Source organism: Streptomyces sp. NPDC029216, assembly GCF_040648015.1.
Taxonomy (GTDB): Bacteria; Actinomycetota; Actinomycetes; order Streptomycetales; family Streptomycetaceae; genus Streptomyces.
In genome coordinates this window covers 1-20417 of the sequence record NZ_JBEZWL010000131.1, presented here as the reverse complement: position 1 = coordinate 20417, position 20417 = coordinate 1, and the positions used below count along the sequence as shown (strand labels likewise).

At 71.2% G+C, this 20417-nt stretch carries 19 protein-coding genes and 1 riboswitch; of the genes, 5 read left to right on the top strand and 14 right to left on the bottom strand.

What is annotated here, in order from left to right:
• Positions 1 to 40: 40 nt before the first annotated feature.
• Positions 41 to 655, bottom strand: a complete 615-nt coding sequence (locus AB0F18_RS31525) for a PadR family transcriptional regulator (protein ID WP_362066808.1) — start codon at positions 653 to 655, stop codon at positions 41 to 43.
• A gap of 214 nt (positions 656 to 869) precedes the next feature.
• On the opposite strand from AB0F18_RS31525, the gene AB0F18_RS31520 reads away from it, so the two are divergent.
• Positions 870 to 1418 (top strand): hypothetical protein, encoded by a 549-nt coding sequence (locus tag AB0F18_RS31520; protein ID WP_362066806.1) that lies wholly within the window; start codon positions 870 to 872, stop codon positions 1416 to 1418.
• Positions 1419 to 1504: 86 nt separating this feature from the next.
• The gene (locus AB0F18_RS31515) at positions 1505 to 2323 is read left to right on the top strand and encodes a PhzF family phenazine biosynthesis protein (protein WP_362066805.1); all 819 of its coding nucleotides are present in this window, start codon (positions 1505 to 1507) and stop codon (positions 2321 to 2323) included.
• A gap of 4 nt (positions 2324 to 2327) precedes the next feature.
• Here AB0F18_RS31515 and AB0F18_RS31510 read toward each other — a convergent pair whose 3' ends face one another.
• Both AB0F18_RS31510 and AB0F18_RS31505 read right to left on the bottom strand, forming a co-directional pair.
• The gene (locus AB0F18_RS31510; protein WP_362066810.1) at positions 2328 to 3110 is read right to left on the bottom strand and encodes a CPBP family intramembrane glutamic endopeptidase; all 783 of its coding nucleotides are present in this window, start codon (positions 3108 to 3110) and stop codon (positions 2328 to 2330) included.
• A 138-nt stretch (positions 3111 to 3248) separates the two neighbouring features.
• Positions 3249 to 4784 (bottom strand): glutamate-cysteine ligase family protein, encoded by a 1536-nt coding sequence (locus AB0F18_RS31505; RefSeq protein ID WP_362066803.1) that lies wholly within the window; start codon positions 4782 to 4784, stop codon positions 3249 to 3251.
• Between the two features lie 495 nt (positions 4785 to 5279).
• Between AB0F18_RS31505 and AB0F18_RS31500 the strand changes: the two genes are divergently transcribed.
• Complete coding sequence (locus AB0F18_RS31500; RefSeq protein WP_362066801.1) at positions 5280 to 5900, top strand: hypothetical protein; 621 nt, start codon at positions 5280 to 5282, stop codon at positions 5898 to 5900.
• Between the two features lie 339 nt (positions 5901 to 6239).
• Positions 6240 to 6428 carry a DUF5999 family protein gene (locus tag AB0F18_RS31495; RefSeq protein ID WP_007262885.1) on the top strand — a complete coding sequence of 63 codons (189 nt, stop codon included), beginning with the start codon at positions 6240 to 6242 and terminating at the stop codon, positions 6426 to 6428.
• Positions 6429 to 6554: 126 nt separating this feature from the next.
• Here AB0F18_RS31495 and gcvP read toward each other — a convergent pair whose 3' ends face one another.
• Positions 6555 to 9440, bottom strand: coding sequence for an aminomethyl-transferring glycine dehydrogenase (gene gcvP, locus AB0F18_RS31490; protein ID WP_362066799.1), 2886 nt, complete (start codon positions 9438 to 9440; stop codon positions 6555 to 6557).
• A gap of 196 nt (positions 9441 to 9636) precedes the next feature.
• A riboswitch (glycine riboswitch) is annotated at positions 9637 to 9735 on the bottom strand.
• Positions 9736 to 9847: 112 nt separating this feature from the next.
• On the opposite strand from gcvP, the gene AB0F18_RS31485 reads away from it, so the two are divergent.
• A complete protein-coding gene (locus tag AB0F18_RS31485; protein ID WP_362066797.1) occupies positions 9848 to 10201 on the top strand; it encodes a PRC-barrel domain-containing protein in 354 nt (117 codons plus the stop codon).
• On the opposite strand, the gene AB0F18_RS31480 is transcribed toward AB0F18_RS31485, so the two are convergent.
• The 10 genes from AB0F18_RS31480 to AB0F18_RS31435 all read right to left on the bottom strand — a co-directional run bounded on the left by AB0F18_RS31480 (position 10141) and on the right by AB0F18_RS31435 (position 20244).
• Positions 10141 to 11607, bottom strand: coding sequence for a DNA polymerase IV (locus tag AB0F18_RS31480; protein ID WP_362066795.1), 1467 nt, complete (start codon positions 11605 to 11607; stop codon positions 10141 to 10143). The genes AB0F18_RS31485 and AB0F18_RS31480 overlap by 61 nt on opposite strands.
• 77 nt (positions 11608 to 11684) lie before the next feature.
• Positions 11685 to 12323 (bottom strand): MerR family transcriptional regulator, encoded by a 639-nt coding sequence (locus AB0F18_RS31475; protein WP_362066794.1) that lies wholly within the window; start codon positions 12321 to 12323, stop codon positions 11685 to 11687.
• A 196-nt stretch (positions 12324 to 12519) separates the two neighbouring features.
• A complete protein-coding gene (locus AB0F18_RS31470) occupies positions 12520 to 12993 on the bottom strand; it encodes a bifunctional nuclease family protein (RefSeq protein ID WP_007262890.1) in 474 nt (157 codons plus the stop codon).
• A 63-nt stretch (positions 12994 to 13056) separates the two neighbouring features.
• Entirely contained in the window at positions 13057 to 13821 is a 765-nt protein-coding gene (locus AB0F18_RS31465) for a MerR family transcriptional regulator (RefSeq protein WP_362066792.1), read from the bottom strand.
• Positions 13822 to 13869: 48 nt separating this feature from the next.
• Positions 13870 to 14763 carry an FHA domain-containing protein gene (locus AB0F18_RS31460; protein ID WP_362066790.1) on the bottom strand — a complete coding sequence of 298 codons (894 nt, stop codon included), beginning with the start codon at positions 14761 to 14763 and terminating at the stop codon, positions 13870 to 13872.
• Between the two features lie 130 nt (positions 14764 to 14893).
• Positions 14894 to 15688: a DUF881 domain-containing protein gene (locus AB0F18_RS31455; protein ID WP_362066788.1), complete on the bottom strand. Its 795-nt coding sequence runs from the start codon at positions 15686 to 15688 to the stop codon at positions 14894 to 14896.
• 5 nt (positions 15689 to 15693) lie between these two features.
• Positions 15694 to 16026: a small basic family protein gene (locus tag AB0F18_RS31450; protein WP_007262894.1), complete on the bottom strand. Its 333-nt coding sequence runs from the start codon at positions 16024 to 16026 to the stop codon at positions 15694 to 15696.
• On the bottom strand, positions 16023 to 16928 hold the full coding sequence (locus tag AB0F18_RS31445; RefSeq protein ID WP_362066786.1) for a DUF881 domain-containing protein: 906 nt from the start codon (positions 16926 to 16928) through the stop codon (positions 16023 to 16025). The genes AB0F18_RS31450 and AB0F18_RS31445 overlap by 4 nt, the downstream gene beginning before the upstream one ends.
• Before the next feature lie 125 nt (positions 16929 to 17053).
• The gene (locus tag AB0F18_RS31440) at positions 17054 to 19552 is read right to left on the bottom strand and encodes a mannose-1-phosphate guanyltransferase (protein WP_362066784.1); all 2499 of its coding nucleotides are present in this window, start codon (positions 19550 to 19552) and stop codon (positions 17054 to 17056) included.
• A gap of 101 nt (positions 19553 to 19653) precedes the next feature.
• Positions 19654 to 20244 carry a CDP-alcohol phosphatidyltransferase family protein gene (locus AB0F18_RS31435; protein WP_344170800.1) on the bottom strand — a complete coding sequence of 197 codons (591 nt, stop codon included), beginning with the start codon at positions 20242 to 20244 and terminating at the stop codon, positions 19654 to 19656.
• Between the last annotated feature and the right edge of the window lie 173 nt (positions 20245 to 20417).

Here is a 20417-nt window from a genome sequence, read left to right as displayed (position 1 = left end):
CGCGGGAGCTCCCGCGGGGCGCGCCGTATTCATGGGCCGGTCAGTGCTCGTCGGCCAGGATCAGGTACAGCTTCTTGCGGGCGTCGTTGATGACCGCGAGGGCCTTCTCCCGCTGCTCGGGCGTGCCGGTCTTGAAGACCTGCCCGAAGGCTTCCATCAGGCCGACGCCGGCGGCACGGATCTCGTGCATCGCCTCGAAGTCGAAGCCGCGCCCGGCGTCCGCCCAGGGGGCGTCCGGGCCCGACTCGGCCTCGGTGCGGCCGGTGTCGGTGAGCGTGAACAGCTTCTTGCCGCCCTCACTCGCACTGCTGATCAGCCCCTCGTCCTCGAGCAGCTGCAGGGTCGGGTAGACCGAGCCGGGGCTGGGCTTCCACGCCCCGCCGCTGCGCTCGCCGATCTCCTGGATCATCTCGTAGCCGTGCATGGGCCGGTCGGCGAGCAGCGCCAGGATGGACGCGCGCACGTCGCCGCGCCGCGCCCTCCCGCGCGGGCCGCCGCGCCCGCCCCTTCCACCGAAGGGCCCGCCGCCGAAGCCGGGCCCGAACGGCCCGAAGGCCGCGCGCAGCCCCCTGAACTCCTCCCGACGGTCCGGCCCGCAGTGGCCGTGACCCCGTCCGTGCTCGTGTCCGTGGTCGTGCTGTCCGCGTGAACGCATCACTGCGCTCCTTTCGTCTCCCTGTGATTGCTTGACGTGTTTCACTATCGCTGATCCATCGCGATGCGTCAACGATATATCGGAAACTATCGCAGACGTCGACCACCACCAGGGCCTCCGGCGATGCGCTGACCTGGGCGGACTATGTTCGTTGACAGACGGCTTGCGTCAGGTGGACTGCCAACCGCAGCTCGGGGAGAGAGAAGGGTCGACAGTGCCCGGCGAGCACGATGAGACAGGGTTTCGGTTCGGCTGGCGTGGCAGCCATTACCCTGGCAGGCCCGTTGACGACCTGTGGTTGGCGATCGGCAAGGATCCGGACGGTACCTGGTGCCTCGACGCGTACTTCATCGGACGCACGACACTGACGGGTGGGGCACCGCGGGCCGCCGCGTTCGCCCAGTGGCTGCTGGCCTGTCCACCCGAAGGCCGGTATGAGAAGGGGTTCATGCTGGTTGACAGCGAACCACAGAGCGGATCGCGCCGGCTCACGGACGGTACTCGGCTCACCGTCGAAATCCTGCTGGGCCGTGAGGAAGCGGGTGGACCCGAGTACCTCCAAGTGCTCTTGTCCGGCGAGATTCGCAACTTCGCCTTTGAGGTGTGTGCACCGCTGGAATGCCGGCAGGTGCTTCGCGCTGAGCTGGAAGCCTCTGCGGCCCGACTCCTCGCCTCGCCCGCCCAGGTTCGCCGGCCAAGAAGCCGCAACGACCAGACCGTGACCGCTCACACCGCCGACGGGATCACCCTCTCCCGGACCTGACCGCCCGCCCCCCGCACCCCGGACCGAGGCCAGTCATCCCGGATTGGCCTTGGCGCGGGTCCGAACGGGCCCCCTACGGTCGGTCCATGCGCATCCGAATCATCGACGCCTTCACCGACCGCCCCTTCCACGGGAACCCCGCAGGGGTCCTCCTCCTCGACGGCCCGTTCCCCCCGGACGCCTGGCTCCAGCAGGTCGCCGCGGAGGTCAACCTCTCCGAGACCGCCTTCGCCCACCCGCTGCCGCCCGGCGGGGACGCCGACTGGGCGCTGCGCTGGTTCACCCCCAAGGGCGAGGTCGACATGTGCGGCCACGCCACCCTCGCCACCGCGCACGCCCTGGCCACCAGCGGCCTCGCCTCGGGCCTGATCCGCTTCACCGCCCGGTGCGGCATCCTCACGGCCGCGGTCGCCGAGGACGGCACCGTCACCATGGACTTCCCCACCTCCTCCCTGACCCCCGTCGACCCGGACCCGGCGATCGCCCGCGCACTCGGCGCCGAGATCAAGTCGGTCCACGACACCTCCGCGCACATCGGCGACCTGGTGGTGGAACTGGCCGACGAGCGGGCCGTGCGCGAGCTGGCCCCCGACCACGCGGTCCTGCGCGGCTACGCCCGCCGCGGGGTGATCGTCACGGCCCCCGCCGAGGACCCCGCCCGCGGCTACGACTTCGTCAGCCGCGGCTTCTTCCCCGCCTTCGGCATCGACGAGGACCCGGTCACGGGCAGCGCCCACACCGCCCTCGCCCCGTTCTGGGCGGCGCGCACCGGCCGCACGGAGATGACCGGCCTCCAGGGCGGCGCCCGCCAGGGCCTGGTCCGGGTCCGGCTCGCGGGCGACCGTACGCTCCTGACCGGCCACGCGGTCACCGTCATCGACGGCGAGCTGCGCACCTCCCCCTGAGGACCTACGGGGTGGGCAGCCAGCCGACCTTGCCCGCGAGCAGCGCGTACCCGCCGAAGGCCACGATGTCGAGCAGCGCGTGCGCGACGACCAGCGGTCCCACCCGGCCCCAGCGCCGGTAGGCGAGGACGAAGACGACGCCCATCACCACGTTGCCGACGAACCCGCCGATGCCCTGGTAGAGGTGGTACGAGCCGCGCAGCAGGGAGCTGGCCAGCAGCGCGGCCGTCGGCGACCAGCCCAGCTGGCCGAGCCGGCGCAGCAGGTAGGCCAGCACGATGACCTCCTCCACCACGGAGTTCTGCACCGCGGAGAGGACCAGCACGGGGAACTTCCACCACACGCCGGGCAGCGCCTCGGGCACGACCGTCAGGTTGAAGCCGGTGGCGCGGGCCGCCAGGTAGAAGGCGAGACCGGCGCTCCCGATGCCGGCGGCCACCAGCGCGCCCCGGGCCAGGTCCCGGCCGGGGCGGGTGCGGTCGAAGCCCAGGACCCGCAGCCCGGGCGCGCCCTCGCGGGTCAGCAGGTGCGCGACGAGCAGCACCGGCACCAGGGCGGTGGCGATCCCGAACAGCTGCCAGGCCAGGTCGAGCCAGGGCCGGCCGGGGGCGTACGAGCCGTTGAGGGTGGCGGCCTGGTCCTTGAGCCCGCCCGGCTTGGTGAGCGAGCCGATGAAGCTGATCAGCGCCGAGACCCCGCTCGCGCCCAGGGACAGCGCGAGCACGAGCAGCGTCTCGGTGCGCAGGACACCCCGCCGCCCGTCCCCGCGCAGCTCCACCACCACCAGCTCCGGCTCCGCCCGCACGCCCGACTCCCGTCCTGCCCCGTCCGTCACGCTCCGACCACCCCCATACTGCCTCCTCGGAGGCGGTACGGGATCACCGGGACGGAAGCGGGGCCGGACGGGGCGGGGCCGGGAAGCCGGTCAGCGGCGGCCGGCGACGGTCGCCTCCGCCTCCTGTTCCGCCGGCCCGACCGGCCAGGTGTGGACGGGGTCGCCCCGGTGCATCAGCTCGCTGTAGCGGCGGGTGGTGGCCGCCAGGGCGGCATCGCGGTCCATTCCGCCCGCGAGCGCGCGGTGGTAGGTGTCCACCTGCCAGGTCGCCCCGTTCACCCGGCGCCGGCACCGCTCCTCGATGATCCCCAGGTAGTGGTCCCGGTCGGCCGGCTCGATGCCCCAGGCGTCCAGCCCGGCCGCGGCCATCGGCAGCAGCTCGTCCAGCACCAGCCGTACCGCGGGCACGCTCACCAGTCCCCCGGAGCGGCCCTTGCGCGGCCAGCGGATCCGCGCGTCGATCCCGTACCGGCAGGCCGCGTCGAAGTTGGCCTCCGCCTCCGCGAAGGACATCCGGGTCCACACCGGGCGCTGCTCGTCCGCGAGGGTGCGCACGAGTCCGTAGTAGAAGGCGGCGTTGGCGACGACGTCGGCGACCGTGGGCCCGGCCGGCAGCACCCGGTTCTCCACCCGCAGGTGCGGCATCCCGTCGGCGACCCCGTAGACGGGCCGGTTCCACCGGTAGACCGTGCCGTTGTGCAGCACCAGCTCCTGCAGGCTGGGCACCCCGCCCTCGGCGAGCACCCGCAGCGGCTCCTCCTCGTCGCAGATCGGCAGCAGCGCGGGGAAGAAACGGACGTTCTCGGCGAACAGCTCGTACGCCGAGTCCACCCACTTCTCCCCGAACCAGGTGCGCGGCCGCACCCCCTGGGCCTGGAGCTCGGGCGGGCGGGTGTCGGTGGCCTGGGTGAACAGCGGCGGACGCGACTCGCGCCACAGCTCCTGCCCGAACAGGAACGGGGAGTTGGCCCCCACCGCTATCTGTACGGCGGTCACCGCCTGCGCGGCGTTCCACACGTCGGAGAACCGGGCCGGGGTGACCTGGAGGTGCAGCTGTACGGAGGTGCAGGCGGCCTCCGGCACGATCGATCCGGTGCTCCAGGTCAGCCGCTCGACCCCCTCGATGTCCAGCCGGAAGTCCTCTCCGCGCATCATCAGGATCTGCTCGTTGAGCAGGGAGTACCGGTCCACGGCCGACAGGTTGGCCAGGGCCAGGTCGGCCCGGGTGATCGTCGGCAGGATCCCGATCATCACCACCCCGGCGTCGATCTCCGCGGCCTGGCGGTGGGCGTAGTGGAGCCCCGCGCTCAGTTCCTCCGCGAGCCGGTCGAATACCCGGCCGTCGAGCCGGTGCGGGAGTACGTTCACCTCCAGGTTGAACATACCGAGTTCGGTCTGGAAATCGGGGCTCGCAATCCGCTCCAGTACCTGCGCATTCACCATGCGCGGCAAACCGTCGGCACCCGCGAGATTCAGTTCGATCTCCAGACCCATCATGTTCTTGGGCCGGTCGAACCTCTTCTCCGCCAGAAGCCGCTCCAGTCCCTCCAGGCACTCGTGAAGCTTCCTCCGATACCGATGCCGATCGGACAGGTCGAATCCGCCTGCCACGACCTTCTCCCCCATCGAAGCGTCCCTCCTCGAGTGGGCCTGGCCCGGTGCACCCGGGCGCGCGTTACGGTCGATGATGCCCAGGGGCCGTGATCGATAACGCCGCGGGGGGCGGCTTGGCGGGGAGCGCGCGCCGGTGTGGCCGGATGGGCGCTCCGGCACATTCACCTGGCAACCCGCGCTATGCAAATTCGGTATGGGTTTTGCCGTTCCGGGATTACCGGCACTTTCCAGCCGAGCCCCCTTCCGGTAACCTCCGAGGTCAGCGCGGCTCCTTCACGCGCGAACGGCATGAATACCATGACAGCGGGACCGGTAAGCGCCTTGTCGGCAATAGGCGGGACGGCTAGCCGAAACACTGTGTGAACACATGTCGTATAAACTCCGCAAACGAGGCAGAGAGTTGGCGCGCGGCCATTGCCCCAATGCCCACCTCTGACCCCAGAATGCGACAGCGCCGTCCGCACCTTCCCCTGCACCACAGGTCTCCCAAGTGAGAGGCGACCCACCATGCCGCTGCATGTCCCCCCGGCTCCCGCGCCCGCCCTGCGCAGCGTTCTCGCGGCACTCGGTTCTCCCACCGCCGTCCACGAGGCACACACCCCGGCCCTGCGCGCGATCCAGGGCCCGATGACCGCCGAGCTCCCCCTTCCGGTCCACGTGCTCGACCGCCTGAGCATGTCCGGCCGCGGGGCCGACGGCAGGCCGCCCCGTACCCGCCTGACCGGCTGGCGGTTCCTGATCCGCAGCGGCGACCGCTTCGTGGCGGCGGCCGACACCCGCCTCACCCCGGACGGCTGGACCTTCTCGCACTTCTTCGAGGGCCCCTACGTCGCCGCCACCGAGCGCGCCCTGCGCCAGGCGGAACAGCTCGGCAAGAGCTACCAGCCCCGGCTGCTGTCCGTACCGGAGCTGTACATGCTGACCCTGTGGCTGCACGGGGCGGTGGGCGCCGACGCAGCCGCCGGCCTCCCCGCCGCCGCCGACCTGCTGGTGCCGCTGGCCCCGGCCCCGCCCGGGATCGCCCCGTACCGGCCGCATCCCGTGTCGGAGCTGCTGCCGGTGCTGATCCGCCGGCTGACCCCGGCCGCCCCGCCCGCACCCCCCGCGCTGGCGGCCCCGGCGGCCTGAACCCTGCGTTCCGCCCACGGCGCGGCCCGCGATCCGGGCCGCGCCCGCGGCATGCCCGGGCCCGGACCACGGGGTTGACCCGCATTACCCATTCGGCCTAGTCCTCCGGGACCAGCTGCGAACCATCCGAAAGGACAGGGCAGTTGGCTTGAACCGCCCGCACGAGTGATGCGTCCTCAATCCATGAGGACTGCTGCCGGGAAATCCCTGCGAAGCAGCCCTCATGGGGGAAGACTGAGGACATCCTCCCCGCAGGTGCGGGGACGACCCAGGGGGACGGCCATGAATCACGCATCGAGCCGTAGCGAACAGACCACACCGCAGCGAAAGAACGCATCCATGTGCCAGCACCAGCCTGCCTGCCCGTCATCAGAGTCCGCCGACCGGGAGGCCGCGCGCCCGGTGGCCAACCACCCGGAACAGGGCTGGAGCCTGCTGTGCAACGGCGTCCTGCTCTTCGAGGACACCGGTGAGCTGCTGCCGGACGGCCAGATCATCGCTCCGCACCGCCCGCTCGCGGCGGCCTGAGCACGCACCACGCACGCACGACGCACGAACGCGACGCACGGAAGGGGCCGGTCCCGGAGCGGAAAGCTCCGGGGCCGGCCCCTTCACCGTGTCAGCGCCCCCTCAGGGGCCGCCGGGCCCGAGGGCTCAGGCGTCGTACTCGTCCAGCGGCGGGCAGGAGCACACCAGGTTCCGGTCGCCGAACGCACCGTCGATGCGGCGCACCGGCGGCCAGTACTTCTCGGCGGCGGACACGCCACCGGGGAAGACGGCCTCGTCGCGGGTGTACGGGTGGTTCCACTCGCCGCCCAGCGCCGCCGCCGTGTGCGGGGCGTTGGCCAGCGGGTTGTCGTCCACCGGCCACTCGCCGCCCGCGACCCGCTCGATCTCGGCGCGGATGGCGATCATCGCGTCGCAGAAGCGGTCGATCTCGGCGAGGTCCTCGGACTCGGTCGGCTCGATCATGAGCGTGCCGGCCACCGGGAAGGACATGGTCGGGGCGTGGAAGCCGTAGTCGATCAGGCGCTTGGCGATGTCGTCGACGCTGACGCCGGTCTCCTTCGACAGCGGGCGCAGGTCGATGATGCACTCGTGCGCGACCAGGTCACCCGGGCCGGTGTAGAGCACCGGGTAGTGCGGCTCCAGGCGCTTGGCGATGTAGTTGGCGCCGAGCACGGCCACCTGGGTGGCGCGCTTGAGGCCCTCGCCGCCCATCAGGCGCACGTACGACCAGGAGATCGGCAGGATGCCCGCCGAGCCCCACGGGGCGGCCGAGATCGGGCCGACGCCCGTCTCCGGGCCGGCGGTCGGCTGGAGCGGGTGGTTCGGCAGGTACGGGGCCAGGTGCGCCCGGACACCGACCGGGCCGACGCCCGGGCCGCCGCCGCCGTGCGGGATGCAGAAGGTCTTGTGCAGGTTCAGGTGCGAGACGTCGCCGCCGAAGTGACCCGGCTTGGCCAGGCCCACCAGGGCGTTCAGGTTGGCGCCGTCCACGTAGACCTGGCCGCCGGCCTCGTGCACCTGGGCGCAGATGTCGGCGACGTGCTCCTCGAACACACCGTGCGTCGACGGGTACGTGATCATGAGCACGGCCAGCTCGTCGCGGTACTGCTCGATCTTGGCGCGCAGGTCGTCGGCGTCCACCTCGCCGTCGTCGGCGGTCTTGACGACGACGACCTTCATGCCGGCCATCACGGCGCTGGCGGCGTTGGTGCCGTGCGCGGAGGACGGGATGAGACAGATGGTGCGCTGCTCGTCGCCGTTGGCGCGGTGGTAGGCGCGCACGGCCAGCAGGCCGGCGAGCTCGCCCTGGGAGCCGGCGTTCGGCTGGATGGAGACCTTGTCGTAGCCGGTGACCTCGCAGAGACGTTCCTCCAGCTCGTTGATGAGCGTGAGGTACCCCTCGGCCTGCTCGACCGGGGCGAAGGGGTGCAGCTGGCCGAACTCGGGCCAGGTCACCGGCTCCATCTCGGTGGTCGCGTTGAGCTTCATGGTGCAGGAGCCCAGCGGGATCATGCCGCGGTCCAGCGCGTAGTCCTTGTCCGAGAGCTTGCGCAGGTAGCGCAGCATCGCGGTCTCGGAGCGGTGCTGGTGGAAGACCGGGTGGGTCAGGTACGCGTCCGAGCGCAGCAGGCCCTCGGGCAGCGCGTCGGCGGTGGTCGCGTCCAGGGCCTCGATGTCCGCGGAGACGCCGAAGGCGGCCCAGACGGCTTCGAGGTCGGCGCGCAGGGTGGTCTCGTCGCAGGAGATCGAGACGTGGTCGGCGTCGGCCTGGTACAGGTTCACCCCGCCCTCGCGGGCGGCGGCGGCGACCTCGGCGGCCTTGCCGGGGACGCGGGCGGTGACCGTGTCGAAGAAGGAGCCGTGCACCAGCTCGACCCCGCCGGCCGTCAGGCCCGCGGCGAGCAGGGCGGCGTAGCGGTGGGTGCGGCGGGCGATCGTCTTCAGGCCGTCGGGGCCGTGGTAGACGGCGTACATGCCGGCCATGACGGCGAGCAGCACCTGCGCGGTGCAGATGTTGCTGGTGGCCTTCTCGCGGCGGATGTGCTGCTCGCGGGTCTGCAGGGCCAGGCGGTAGGCCTTGTTGCCGTCCGCGTCCACGGAGACGCCCACGAGGCGGCCGGGCAGCGAGCGGGCGTGCTTGGCCTGGACGGCCATGTAGCCGGCGTGCGGGCCGCCGAAGCCCATCGGGACGCCGAAGCGCTGGGTGGTGCCGACGGCGATGTCCGCGCCGAGGGCGCCGGGGGAGGTCAGCAGGGTCAGCGCGAGCAGGTCGGCGGAGACGGTGACGATGGCACCGAGCTCGTGGGCCTGGTCGATGACGGCCTTGAGGTCGCGCACGGCGCCGGAGGCGCCGGGGTACTGGAGGAGCACGCCGAAGACGCCGCGCTCGGCGATCTCGGCCGGGATGCCCTCGGACAGGTCGGCGACGACGACCTCGACGCCCGTCGGCTCGGCGCGGGTCTCGATCACGGCGATGGTCTGCGGCAGCGCGTCGGCGTCGATGAGGAAGACCCCGCCCTTGACCTTGCCGACGCGGCGGGCCAGCGACATGGCCTCGGCGGCCGCGGTGCCCTCGTCGAGCAGGGAGGCACCGGAGGTGGGCAGGCCGGTCAGGTCGGCGACCAGGGTCTGGAAGTTCAGCAGCGCCTCGAGGCGGCCCTGCGAGATCTCCGGCTGGTACGGGGTGTAGGCCGTGTACCAGGCCGGGTTCTCCATCACGTTGCGCAGGATCACCGGCGGCGTGAAGGTCCCGTAGTAGCCGAGACCGATCATCGGCGAGAGGACCTGGTTGCGGTCGGCGAGCGAGCGCAGCTCGGCGAGCACCTCGGCCTCGGTCCGCGCCTCGGGCAGGTTCAGCGCTTCGGCGGTCTTGATCACATCCGGTACCGCGGCGGCGGTCAGCTCGTCGAGGGAGCCGTAGCCCACCTGGGCGAGCATCTTCGCCTGCGCCTCGGCATCCGGGCCGATGTGACGCTGCTCGAAGGGGATGCCCCGCTCGAGCTGGGAGAGCGGAATGCGGTTGGCGGTCATTACGGAGGCCTCCTGGTCGTATGACCTGCGAGGGGCACCACGGCGCGGGCACCCGGACGGCCTCCCCCTCTGTCATCTCAACCTGAGAGCTTCACCGGAGTCCCGGGGGTCGCCCGGTATCCGGCTTTCACCGTCGGTGAGGAGCGGAGTCCGGCACTGCGCGCCCGGGCACCCGCTCCTGCTTTCCAGAGTGGCCTCGTCACGTGCGGTACGTATGCCTGAGAGATTCCGGGGAGGATTTGCTCCTTCGGCGCCTCCGTCGAGCTCACTCGGAGGACTCTCCCGCACAGGGTCAACAGCCGTCACCCAGCCTACCAGCGAGGATCTGGACCCTCCCTCGAGTGGCCCTCTATCCGAATATGCACTTTTGTAGTCATTACGGATGACTGCGACCATGTGGAGGGACCGTGCAGACCGACATCGATCCGCGCAGCCTGATCGGCCGCAAGGCGTTCGACCGGAACGGGGCCAAGATCGGCACCGTGGACGAGGTCTACCTGGACGACGCCACCGGCGTCCCGGAGTGGGCAGCGGTCCGCACCGGCCTGTTCGGCCGGGACGCCTTCGTCCCGCTGGAGCCGAGCGAGGTGGACGGAGAGGTGCTGCGCGTCCCCTTCGAACGCTCCCTGATCAAGGACGCCCCCGACTTCGGTGTGGGCCGCCACCTCTCCCCCGAGCAGGAGCTCCAGCTCTACCACCACTACGGACTGGACGTGTCGCTGCCCGCCGACTTCCACCTCCCGCCGCCGGAGGACCACTGACCGGCCGGCCCCACGAGGGGCAGCGGGTCGGAGGCCTCCAGCTCGGGGTCGTCCATCCGGAAGGTACGCACCCGCCCCGGCGGTGATCCGGGCTGCTCGAACCGCACGGTCACCCGCCCCACCCCGCTGCCCTGGACCCAGCCGGGCCCGTACACCGCGTGCCGTACGTCACTGCCCGCGGGCCAGTGCCGTGCGGCGGCGGCCTGCGGGTCCTCCCCCGGTGCCACGGCCGCCTCAGGGGCCCCTGGAGCCCCCGGGGCACCGCCCACGGCGGTCCCGTCCGTCTCCCGGGCCCCGTCCTGCGGGGCGGTGGCCTCCTCCTCCGCCCCCGCGCCGAGCGCCTGGGCGAAGAGGTCCTCCTGGGTGTAGTCCGCCAGCCCGGTCACACCGACCCCCAGCAGCCGCACCCCGCCGGTGGTGTCCACGCCCTCCAGCAGCCGCGCGGCCGCCTCGCGCACCACCGCCGGGTCGTCGGTGGGCCCGCGCAGGGTCTCGGAGCGGGTCAGGGTCGAGAAGTCGTAGCGGCGCACCTTCAGCACGATGGTCCGCCCCGAGTGCCCGGAGCCGCGCAGCCGGCCCACGCACCGGTCGGCGAGGCGCTGCACCTCGTAGCGGATCCGCACCCGGTCGTGGAGGTCCACGTCGAAGGTGTCCTCCACCGACACCGACTTCGCGTCCCGCTCGGCGACCACCGGCCGGTCGTCCAGCCCCAGGGCCATCCGGTACAGCCCGACCCCGTGCGCCCGGCCCACCATCCGGACCAGCTCGTCCTCACCGGCTTCGGCCAGCTCCCCCACCGTGGTGATCCCGGCCCGGCGCAGGTGCTCCCCGGTGGCCGGACCGACCCCGGGCAGGGTCCGCACCGACATCGGGGCGAGCAGCTCCCGCTCGGTCCCGGGCTCGATCAGCAGCAGCCCGTTCGGCTTGGCCTCCTCGGAGGCCACCTTGGCGAGCATCTTCGACCCGGCCAGGCCCACGGAGCCGCTGAGCCCCGTGGCGGCCGTGATGTCGGCCCGCAGCCGCTCCCCCGTGGCCCGGGCGCTCGCGGAGTCGAAGGCCCGGCCGCCCGCCTCCAGGTCCACGAAGGCCTCGTCCAGGCTGAGGGGCTCCACCAGCGGCGACAGCTCGCGCAGCAGGCCCATGACCACCTCGCTGACCTCGCGGTAGACCAGGAAGCGGGGGATCAGGTACGCGCCGTTTGGGCAGAGCCGGCGGGCCTGGGCGGTCGGCATCGCCGAGTGCACCCCGAAGCGCCTGGCCTCGTACGAGGCGGTGGCCACCACTCCGCGCGGGCCGAGCCCGCCCACGATCACGGCCTTCCCGCGCAGGCTGGGCTTCGACGCCTGCTCCACGGAGGCGTAGAAGGCGTCCATGTCCAGATGCAGGATGGTCGGCGCGGTTCTCACAGCACCGATGCTGCCCTATGCCACTGACAACGCGGTGATCTTCCGTTCCCGCGCCCGGCGGCCGGGCCGCGGGGGCGTCAGCCGGCCCGGTTCCTGCGGGCGGCGAGCTCGTCGGCGGGGTTGTGGCCGACCACGGTCTCCCCCGTGTCCACGCGCTCCCCGTGCAGCTGCGACAGCGCGTTCTCGACGTCGCGCCAGACCACGCCCACCGCGATGCCGAAGACGCCCTGGCCGCCCTGGAGCAGGCTCACGACCTGGTCCGGGGAGGTGCACTCGTACACGGTCGCGCCGTCGCTCATCAGCGTCATGCGCTCCAGGTCGGAGAAGCCCCGGCCGCGCAGGTGCTGCACGGCGGTGCGGATGTTCTGGAGGGCCACCCCGGTGTCCAGGAAGCGCTTCACGATCTTGAGGACGACGACGTCGCGGAAGCTGTACAGCCGCTGGGTCCCCGACCCGTACGCGGGCCGCACGCTGGGCTCCACCAGCCCGGTGCGCGCCCAGTAGTCCAGCTGCCGGTACGTGATCCCGGCGGCGGCGCAGGCCGTCGGCCCGCGGTAGCCGACCTGCTCGGGCGCGGGGGCGTCGTTCACCGGTCCGACCGGCTTCGACGCCGGCTGACGGTGCGCGGAACCCGCCCCGCCGCCGGGCAGCGGGGACGGCCCACCGTCACTCCGTACGGGGATGCCCCCGGTCGTACCGTCGCCCGTGATCCTCACGCCGACCCTCCGTCCTTGACCTGCCACCTTGAAGGTAGGCAGTGACCAGGGGTGCGTCAACGATCGCCACACTCGGCACGCCGAGTGATAATCACCCTGAGAGTGGTTTCCCGTACCCCATTGCGGGGAAAGGCTACTCGAATGGGCTGAAAGTACCCGGTGGACGACGCGGGCCGCGCCGCGACGACATCCGGCCCTACTGCGGGCCCGTGCCGAAGTCCTCAGGAGAGATCTGGTCGAGGAACTCGCGGAACTTCTCCACCTCGTCCTCCTGCTCGTCGGGAATCGCGATTCCGGCGTCGTCCAGCACGCCGTCGCTGCCGTAGATCGGCGTCCCCGTCCGCAGGGCCAGCGCTATCGCGTCGGAAGGCCGCGCGCTCACCTCGACGCCGCTGGCGAAGACCAGCTCCGCGTAGAAGACGCCCTCCCGCAGATCCGTGATCCGGACCTCGGTCAGCTCCTCGCCCACCGCCTCCAGCACGTCCTTGAACAGGTCGTGCGTCAGCGGCCTGGCGGGGGCCATCCCCTGCTGCGCGAAGGCAATGGCGGTCGCCTCCCCAGGACCGATCCAGATGGGGAGGTACCGGTCGCCTCCCACTTCACGCAGGAGCACGATCGGCTGGTTGGAGGGCATTTCCACCCGGACACCCACAACGTCGAGCTCGTTCACACAGCAACCCTAGGACCTGCCCGGCAGGTTTGGGTAGTCGGGGCCCGGTCGCGGCGTCCGCGTTCAGTGCAGCCGCACCCCGAGGGCGCTCTGCACGAAGGCCTCGTGGAGCCTTACGGACAGCCCCGCGAGCTCCTTCATCGTGGCTTCGGCATGCGTCCTGGTCTGCGGATTGCGGTGCCGGCGCAGCGGCGCGACCACCTGCTCCACCAGGCCGGCCTCCCGGTCGGCCGCCGCCTTCATGGCCCGCAGGTGACGCGGTTCGAGCCCGAACCGGCCGAGATCGGCGATCAAGCGGGCGACGGCCACGGCTTCGGCGTCGAACCCGCCGCCGGGCGCCTCGCAGACCAGCCCGTACGACTCCCACTCGGCCAGCTGCGCCTCGTCCACCTCTGCGGCGGCGATCAGCTCGGCCCGGCCGACCCGGGACACCGTGGGGGGTTCTCCGCCCGGCTCCCCCGGGCCGTCGGGACGGGCGGAGCCCGCCACGGACTCGCCGTGCGCGGCCGGAGCCGGAATCCGGACCTGCTCGCCCCGGTCGAGCGCGTCGAGCTGCTCGCGGATGACCTTCAGGGGCAGGTAGTGGTCACGTTGGAGACGCAGGATGCGCCCGAGGCGCTCCACGTCGTCCGTGCTGAACTTGCGGTATCCGGAAGGCGTGCGCCGGGGCTCGACGAGCCCTTCCGCCTCCAGGAACCGGATCTTCGAAATGGTGACTTCGGGGAACTCGTCGCGCAGCATGGTGAGCACCGTGCCGATGCTCACCAGCTGCCCGGGGGTGCCGGCGACGCCCCTCTTCGGGGCGCCGCCGGTCGGGGTGCGCAGCATGGGACCTTCCCTCTGGAGGTCCCCCCGGACGGGGTCCGGGGGTGGGGGTCAGACGCCCCGCAGGCTCGCGTAGAAGACCAGCCGGTACTTGCCGATCTGCACCTCGTCGCCGTTGTGCAGGGCGACGGAGTCGATCGGCTCGCGGTTCACGTACGTGCCGTTGAGGCTGCCGACGTCGGCGACGGTGAAGCCGCCCTCCGGGCCCCGGCGGAACTCGACATGCAGCCGGGAGACGGTGACGTCGTCCAGGAAGATGTCGCTCTGCGGGTGCCGGCCCGCCGTGGTCAGCTCGCCGTCCAGCAGGAAGCGGCTGCCCGAGTTGGGGCCGCGCCGCACGATGAGCAGGGCGGAACCGGCGGGCAGGGCCTCCACCGCGGCCTGGGCCTCGGGGGAGAGCGAGGGCGAGACGTGCTGTCCGGTCGCCTCGGCCTCGTAGGCCTCAAGACCCGAGATCGAGATGGTGGACGTGGTCTCCGAGGCGCGCTCCGGCGTCAGACCCGCCCGCAGCGGCGCCCCGCAGTTGGAGCAGAAACGGCTCGCCGCATCGCTGCGGTGCCCGCACCTGCCGCACGTCTGCTCGGCCGACATGGACGGCTCCTCGCGCCGCGGCTGCCCCGCGGAGGCGTTGGTGGCGTACGGGTCGGGGGCAAACCCTCCACCCGCGTTCGGGGTTGACGGATCTCCGAAACCTATGCGCCCCGCAGCCGAAGGGTCAACGGCCGACGCGCCGTGCGCGCCGGCGTTGGCTCCCGGGCCGGCCACCTCGTCACGGAAGAGCGGCCGGTCGCCCTGGCCCTCTCCTTCGCCGTGCCCCGCACGGTGGCGTGCCGAACCGCTTTCCTCGCGGTTCTTCTTGCCGAACAACTTCTCAAACAACTTCACGGGCGATTCCCCTTGACCGAAACAGACCCGCCCGTGGGGCAGGACGAACTCCGCATACACACACCTGCCGACCCGGACATTCTGACAACGTCCGTAACCACCAGACAGTTTCCACCACGCACCGCGACTTCGGTGCGTCGACCCCCCGCAGGCGTCCGCCCGCGTGGGAGCGACCACGTTCCGCCCCGTCTCACGACGATGACGACCGAGCGTAGTCAGGCTGCTTCGCAGCCCGCAAGGCATCCACAACGATCTTCGCCGACCGTGTGACGGCGACCGTGGCCTGTTCCTTCTCCATGGTCTGCACGACACCGCCCGGGATGTTGAGCGCCGGCTCCAGATCCTGCGGTTTGCCGATCACCTTGAACTCATAGGGCTGTGTGATCTTCTTACCGTCGATCGCGACCCCGCCGCCCTCGTCCGAGAAGTACGACCCCGCCACCACGCGCACGCCGTTGATCTGGATCGCCTCGGCCCCGGCCGCCCGCAGCTCCTGGAGGGTGTCCAGCAGCTGGTCGGAGCGCACCTGGCCCTTGGTGTCGGTGATCTTCAGCGTGATCCCCGGGCCCTGTGCGGCCACGGTACCGGCCAGGATGCCCAGTTGGCGCTCCCGCTCCAGCGTCTGCTTGCGCGCCTCCTCGGCCTGGTTGGAGCTGCTCTGGAGCTCCTTGCGCTGGTCGTCCAGCTTCTGCTTCTCGTCCTCCAGGCGCTTGGTGCGCCCGTCCAGCTCGTCGAGGATCCGCACCAGGTCCTCCTGACGGGCACCGCGCAGCGGCGCGCTGGAGTCGCTGTTGGAGCGCACCTGGATGGCCAGCCCGAGACCCAGGACGAACAGCAGCAGCGCCACGATCAGTTGGGCCCGGCTCAGGCGCGGCGGCCACAGCCCGGCCGCCAGCCGCTGCCGCCCGGTCTGCTCCGGCTCCGGGGCCGGGACGGGTACCGGCTCGGGTACCGGGTCCTTCTGCGGGGTGTCGTCCGTGCTCATCGGCCTCACGCCCGGAAGACGTGGCGGCGGATGGCCGCGGCGTTGGAGAAGATCCGGATGCCGAGGACGACGACCACACCGGTCGACAGCTGCGAGCCGACGCCCAGCTTGTCACCGAGGAAGACGATCAGCGCGGCCACGACCACGTTCGACAGGAACGACACCACGAAGACCTTGTCCACGAAGATCCCGTCCAGCATCGCGCGCAGCCCGCCGAACACCGCGTCCAGGGCGGCCACCACGGCGATCGGCAGATAAGGCTCCACCACGGCCGGCACTTCGGGGCGGACGAGGAGTCCGACCACCACTCCCGCCAGGAGGCCCAGTACCGCGATCACGACGCACCCTTCTTCGGCTCTTCTGCTGTAGCCGTCCGCACGGTCAGGCTCGACGCGGCCGGCAGCTTCACCTCGTCCACCGGGGACAGGCTGTAGCGGATCCCGTAGCTCTCCTGCAGCACGTGCAGGTACTGCCCGTCCACGGAATCCTGGAACGCGGTGCCGAGCCGTTTCTTGTCCCCCACCGCGAGGACCTCGTAGGGCGGCACCAGTGGCCTGTTGTCGACCAGTATCGCGTCACCGGCCGCCCGGATCGCCGACAGCGCCGTCAGCCGCTGCCCGTTGATCGAGACGGCCTCCGCCCCGGCCTGCCAGAGCCCGTTGACGACCCGCTGCATGTCACGGTCCCGGACCCGCCCGGTGTCCGAGAACCCGGCGCTCTCGCGCGGGCCGCCTCCGCCGCCCGACGAGGACCCCTTGGCATCGTCCACCACAAGCTTGACGCCGGGACCGTGCACCTCGGTTGCACCCGACAGCAACGCCACGAGCTGGGCCCGCTGCCCGCCCTGCTGCTTCAGCGCCTCGCGCTGGCGGTCGGCGACCTCGGTCCGCAGCCGCTCGATGTCCCCTTCCAGGCTGTCCGCGTGCCGGCCGGCCCGCTCGACCCGGTCGATCAGCTCCTGGCGCTCCTTGGCCAGCACGGGCGCCGCTATCCGCGCCTGCGCCGCACCCAGCGTGACGACCATGGCCGCGAGCACGAGCCCGGCGGCGAGCGCCAGCTTGGCCTTGAGGGTCCGCGGCAGCCCCGCCGTACCCTCCGCCTCGCGCCGGGCGGAGGCTTCCGCATAGCCCTCGTCGAGGCTGTGGTCCATCACGTGGGTCAGCAGCGACATGGAAGCGTCCGGGCGCGCGGGCGGCGTGGCCGGACTCCGGTTGTTGGGCGGCTGCGACATGCCGCACATCGTCGCATGTCGGCACCGCCCACACCGAATGCACCCTTCCGGCGGGCCGGGGAGGCTGATCTCCCCGCACCCGGCCCGCCGTACTCCTGTCCCGCTCCGCACCGCCGTACGGGGCCGGGCGCCGGTCAGTGCTGGCCGGCTCCGTCGACCACCGCGCCCCACTCGTCCAGCAGGGCCTGCGCGGACGCGTCGTCGGGACCCTCGGCCCACAGGTGGGTGACCGCCTCCGCCGGGTCCGGCAGGACCAGGGCCCACCGGCCGTCGGCCTCGACCACGCGCACCCCGTCGGTGGTGTCCACCTGCCGGTCGCCGGCCGCCTCCACGACCCGCCGCATGACGAGTCCCTTCGCCGCCCACGGGGTGGGCACGTCCCGCTTGAGCACGTGCGCCCGCGGGATGCGGGAGTCGATCTGGCTCAGCGTGAGCTGCGTGCGCGCGACCAGGCCGATCAGCTGCACGAAGGCCGCCGATCCGTCGAAGACGCTGCTGAACTCCGGGACGATGAACCCGCCCCGGCCGTCGCCGCCGAAGATCGTGGTCTCCTCACGGCCGACCCGGGTCAGGTCGTCGGGCGAGGTCGTCGTCCACTCCACCTGGGTGCCGTGGTACGCCGCCACCTGCTCGGCGACCCGGGTCGTGGTCACCGGCAGGGCCACCTTGCCGCTGCGCTTCTCCGCCGCCACCAGGTCGAGCAGCACGAGCAGCGCGCGGTCGTCCTCGATGATCCGGCCGCGCTCGTCCACCAGGGAGATCCGCTCGCCGACCGGGTCGAAGCGCACGCCGAACGCCGCCCGCGCCGAGGCCACGATCTCCCCGAGCCGTACCAGTCCGGCACGCCGGGACTCGTGGGTCTCGGTCGGCCTGGACTCGTCGAGCCCGGGGTTGATCGTCAGCGCGTCCACGCCGAGCCGGCCGAGGAGGCTGGGCAGGACCAGTCCGGCGCTGCCGTTGGAGGCGTCGACGACCACCTTGAGGCCGGAATCGGCGATCCCGGTGGTGTCCACCCGCCGCAGCAGGGAGCCCGTGTACGAGTCGAAGACGCTCGACGGGAACTGCAGGTCGCCGATCTCCCCGGGGAAGGCCCGGCGGTACTCCTGACGTGCGTAGACGCGGTCCAGCTTGCGCTGCTGCGCCTGGGAGAGGTCCGCGCCCCGCTCGTCGAGGAACATGATGTCCACCGAGTCCGGCACCCCGGGCGAGGTCCGGATCATGATCCCGCCCGCGGCGCCCCGGGCCGTCTGCTGACGGGCCACGGGCAGCGGTACGTTCTCCAGGTCGCGCACGTCGATGGCGCTGGCCTGGAGCGCCGAGATCACGGCGCGCTTGAGCGCGCGGGCGCCTCGGGAGTGGTCACGGGCGGTGGTGACGATCGCCCCCTTCTTGAGGGTGGTCGCGTAGGCCCCGGCGAGTTTCACCACCAGCTCGGGGGTGATCTCCACGTTGAGGATCCCCGAGACGCCGCGTGCGCCGAACAGGTGGGCCTGGCCGCGCGACTCCCAGATCACCGAGGTGTTGACGAAGGCGCCGGCCTCGATCGTCTTGAACGGGTAGACGCGGACGTTGCCCTGGACGATGGATTCCTCGCCGACCAGGCATTCGTCGCCGATGACGGCGCCGTCCTCGATCCGGGCCGCCCGCATGATGTCGGTGTTCTTGCCGATGACGCAGCCGCGCAGGTTGCTGTGCGGCCCGATGTAGACGTTGTCGTGGACGACGGCCTTGTGCAGGAAGGCACCGCTCTTGACGACCACGTTCGACCCGATGACGGTGTGCTCGCGGATCTCGGCCCCGGCCTCGACCTTGGCGTAGTCCCCGATGTACAGCGGCCCGCGCAGCACGGCGTCGGGGCTCACCTCGGCGCCTTCGGCGACCCATACGCCGGGTGAGATCTCGAAGCCGTCCATCTCGACCTGGACCTTGCCTTCGAGGACGTCGGCCTGCGCCTTGACGTAGCTCTCGTGGGTGCCCACGTCCTCCCAGTAGCCCTCGGCCACGTAGCCGTAGATCGGCCGGCCTTCCTTCATCAGCTGCGGGAAGACGTCCCCGGACCAGTCGACGGAGACGTCGGGGTCGACGTAGTCGAAGATCTCCGGCTCCATCACGTAGATGCCGGTGTTGATGGTGTCCGAGAACACCTGCCCCCAGGTCGGCTTTTCGAGGAAGCGCTCGACCTTGCCCTCTTCATCGACGATCGTGATGCCGAATTCCAGCGGGTTCGGCACCCGGGTGAGGCACACCGTGACCAGTGCGCCCTTCTCCTTGTGGAAGCTGATGAGGTCGGTGAGGTCGAAGTCGGTGAGCGCGTCGCCGGAGATGACCAGGAAGGTGTCGTCCTTCAGGGCCTCCTCGGCGTTCTTCACGCTGCCGGCGGTGCCGAGCGGCTTCTCCTCGTTGGCGTAGGTGAGCTCCATCCCGAGTTCCTCGCCGTCACCGAAGTAGTTCTTGACGAGGGACGCCAGGAACTGAACGGTGACCACGGTCTCGCTGAGCCCATGCCGCTTGAGCAGCCTGAGCACGTGCTCCATGATCGGCCGGTTCGCCACCGGCAGGAGCGGCTTGGGCATGCTTGAGGTCATGGGGCGAAGCCGCGTTCCTTCGCCACCGGCCATCACGACGGCCTTCATGTCGGAAGAGTCCTCCTAGAGAGATGACGGTCTGGCCGACCTCACCCGTCCCGGACGGATACTCCGCTACTCCTCCGCGTCAGCACCGGCGCCGAGTGAGCTCAATCGGCCGTGGCATCCGCCTTGACCAAACGGCGGACTTGCACCACGTAAAGGATTCCTGCCCACCAATAGAGCGTTGTACCCCAACCTGCGAACGCCCATCCGAAAACGGACGCCATCCAGGCCAACCAACCCGTGCCGTCACTGAGCAGGAGGAGGGGGAACGCGTACATCAGGTTGAAGGTGGCGGCCTTGCCGAGGAAGTTGACCTGAGGCGGCGGATAGCCGTGCCGGCGCAGGATCCACACCATGACCAGCAGCATCGCCTCGCGGGCGAGCAGTGCGGCGGTGAGCCACAGGGGCAGAATGCCCCGGTAGGTCAGTCCGAAGAGCGTGGTCAGGACGTAGAGCCGGTCCGCGGCGGGGTCCAGCAGCCGGCCCAGTTTGCTGATCTGGTTCCAGCGCCGCGCGAGCTTTCCGTCGAGGTAGTCACTGACGCCGCTCAGCATGAGCACGAGCAGGGCCCAACCGTCGTGCTTCGCCAGGATGAGCCAGAGGAACAACGGCACGCCGACGAGCCGGGCCATGCTGAGGATGTTCGGAATGGTGAAAATTCGGTCAGTCTGGACCCGAGTCTCCTGGACCTCCACCCGGGGGCCTCCACTGTGACTGTAGAAATGTCGAATCTATGCTCCCCTGACCCTACAGGAGTCCAGGACCGGGCCCGGAACGCAGAAAAGCCCCGCACCAGAAGGTGCGGGGCTTTCCCACAATGATTGTTCGGCGGCGTCCTACTCTCCCACAGGGTCCCCCCTGCAGTACC